General features: G+C 45.4%; 2 protein-coding genes. Both read right to left on the bottom strand.

The window, feature by feature from the left end:
• Positions 1-44 precede the first annotated feature (44 nt).
• The gene (locus ACI35L_RS06075) at positions 45-1,292 is read right to left on the bottom strand and encodes a glutamate-5-semialdehyde dehydrogenase (RefSeq protein ID WP_439802459.1); all 1,248 of its coding nucleotides are present in this window, start codon (positions 1,290-1,292) and stop codon (positions 45-47) included.
• Positions 1,285-2,409, bottom strand: coding sequence for a glutamate 5-kinase (gene proB / locus ACI35L_RS06070; protein WP_439802458.1), 1,125 nt, complete (start codon positions 2,407-2,409; stop codon positions 1,285-1,287). Before proB ends, ACI35L_RS06075 begins: the two co-directional genes overlap by 8 nt.
• Between the last annotated feature and the right edge of the window lie 348 nt (positions 2,410-2,757).

Below are 2,757 nucleotides of genomic sequence, written 5' to 3'. Positions count from 1 at the left end.
AAGAAGAAGAGCCGATTCCCTATAGAACCGGCTCTCTCCCCTTCTTACACTCGGATTTGACCTTCTCCGTATAGATAAAATTTATTTGAGGTTAAAGCTTTTAATCCCATCGGTCCACGTGCATGCAGCTTCTGTGTGCTGATGCCGATCTCAGCCCCGTAGCCAAATTCAAATCCATCTGTAAATCTGGTTGAGGCATTATGGTAGACGGCTGCTGCGTCGACTAAATTCATGAAAATCTCAGCATTTTGTTTATCTTCGCTAATGATAGCTTCTGAATGCTTCGTTCCATAGCGATTGATGTGATTTATGGCTTCCTTCACATCTGAAACCGTCTTAACACTTATCTCTAAGCCAAGGTACTCGGTTTCCCAGTCTTCTTCGCGGGCTCGTTTTGCGGGAGGAAATGCCTGACACACTTTTTCATCTCCATAGATGGTGACTCCATGCTCGTGAAGCTCTTTTAGGAATGCCGCACCGTGGATTGAGAACCATTCCTTCTCAATCAAGATGGATTCAATCGCATTACACACGCTCGGTCTTTGCGTCTTGGCATTGATAGCAATACGAGAGGCCATCTCAAATGAGGCTGTGCGGTCAATGAATAGATGACAATTACCCGCCCCTGTTTCCAGTACAGGCACGGTTGATTCCCTTACAACCGTTTCAATTAATTTTTTACCCCCGCGCGGAATAAGAACATCGAGGTATTCATTCATGGTGAACAGCTCTTTCGCTGTCTCCCGGCTTGTGTCCTCTATTAACTGAATGCTAAGAGGCGTGATGGCTGATTGGGATAATGCCTCGTGAATGACCTTGACAAGTGCTTGGTTGGAATACTGTGCGGATGAGCTTCCGCGAAGCACAACGGCGTTCCCTGTCTTCAAGGCGAGTGTTGCCGCATCAACGGTTACATTCGGTCTGGCTTCATAAATCATTCCGATGACACCGATTGGAACAGCCTTCTTTTGAATGAAAAGCCCATTTTCTTTTTTGATTGTTTCTAGAACCTCACCGATTGGGTCCTTCATTTCAATCAACAGCTGTATGGCAGCGGACATATCTTCAATCCGTTTTTCATTCAGCATAATCCGGTCCAGTACCGACTCTGTTAACCCAGCCTCTTTTCCTGCCTGCAGATCCCGGATATTTTCTTGAATCAAATAGTCTTTTTCAGCCAATAGCTTTTCAGCAACCAGTCGTAAGGCTTCATTTTTCTCTTCGGTCGTAACATTAAGCAAGGCAAAGCTTGCTTCTTTGGCGATTTTCCCCTTCTCCCTTACCTCACTCATTGATTATCTTCCTCTCTTTCGGTATTGTCACCCATTGATCGCGATGGATGATTTCCATGCTCATATTCGTTCCGCAAGCAAGCTCTGTACTGTGTTTCCCCATCATTCTCTCTAGAATGTAGGAAGGGTAAAGCACTTCACCTTTCCCAAGGAGCCCAGATTTCCCATGGACCTCAACGACATCCCCTTTATCAAAAGTGCCTGCTACATGTTGAATGCCTGCAGGCAGCAAACTGCTTCCCTTTTTCAATAAAGCCAGCTCTGCTCCCTCATCAACATAAATTCTTCCTGTCACGGCTGAGTGGAAAGCAATCCATTGCTTCGTATTCTTCAACGGGCTTAAAGAATCCTTTCCGACATAGGTGCCGTTTCCGTGTCCTGCAATAATGTCGAGCAATTTATTCTCACCCTGCCCTGAACCAATAAACACTGGAACCCCAAGGGAATTCGCAGTCCTTGCCGCCAACAGCTTAGAAAGCATACCCCCAGTTCCAACCTTCGTTCCTGAACCCTCTGCAAAGGATAAAAATGAATCGGTGACCTCATGAATGAAGTCGAACCGCTTCGCATCCTTGTTCTTGCCAGGATTGGAATCATATACTCCGTTAATATCCGTTAAGATGATTAACTGTTCTGCATGAATCAGACCGCTGACAAGAGCAGAGAGCATATCATTATCCCCAAATGTCAGCTCCGCAACCGATACAGTATCATTTTCGTTAATGATGGGAATAATCCCCCTGCTCAATAATTCCTCCATCGTGGAATAGGCATTTTTATAGCGGTCCTTCATGGAAAAATCGTTTCTTGTCAGAAGGATCTGGGCAGGCGTAAGGTTAAATTTCCCGAGCTTCTGCATATAGTTCTGGATCAGCAGGCTTTGCCCGACAGCCGCTGCTGCCTGCTTTCCTTTCAGCGTCACCGGCCTCCCAGGATAACCGAGTGCACGGAAACCTGCTGCTACCGCTCCTGAGGATACCAAAACGACCTCATGACCCATCTTGCGCAAGGCGACAATCGCCATAATATGATCCATGAATTTTTGTTCATCTATTTCACCTTTTGTATTGGTGAGTGAGCTGCTGCCAATCTTCAATACAATCCGTTTTTTTGACATATGAATGACTCCTTTTTTTGGCTGAATAGAAAAAAGCCCTCTTCTATCCAATCTAATTGAAAGGACGAAAAGGGCTTCATTTCCGTGGTACCACCTAACTTGAATGCTGTCACCAGCATTCCGCTCATTTATGTTAACGCTCTAAAAGCGCCCTGGATTAAAGGGACTCGGGAGGCAGGTTCACCCCGTCAGACCAAGCATGCAGGATCTTTCAGCCTGTGAATCCCGCTCTCTTTCAAACGAATGGTCTTACGTCAAGGTTACTAATCCTCCGTTAACGTTCGGATAATATTTCTTCTTATTATGGAAAGTTGTGTTGGAAATGTCAACAGGTTTGAAGGAATTTTT

Source organism: Pradoshia sp., from assembly GCF_051873915.1.
In the GTDB taxonomy this organism is placed as follows: domain Bacteria; phylum Bacillota; class Bacilli; order Bacillales; family Pradoshiaceae; genus Pradoshia.
The sequence above is the reverse complement of the archived record's forward strand: the minus strand, read 5'-3'. Positions and strand labels throughout refer to the sequence as shown.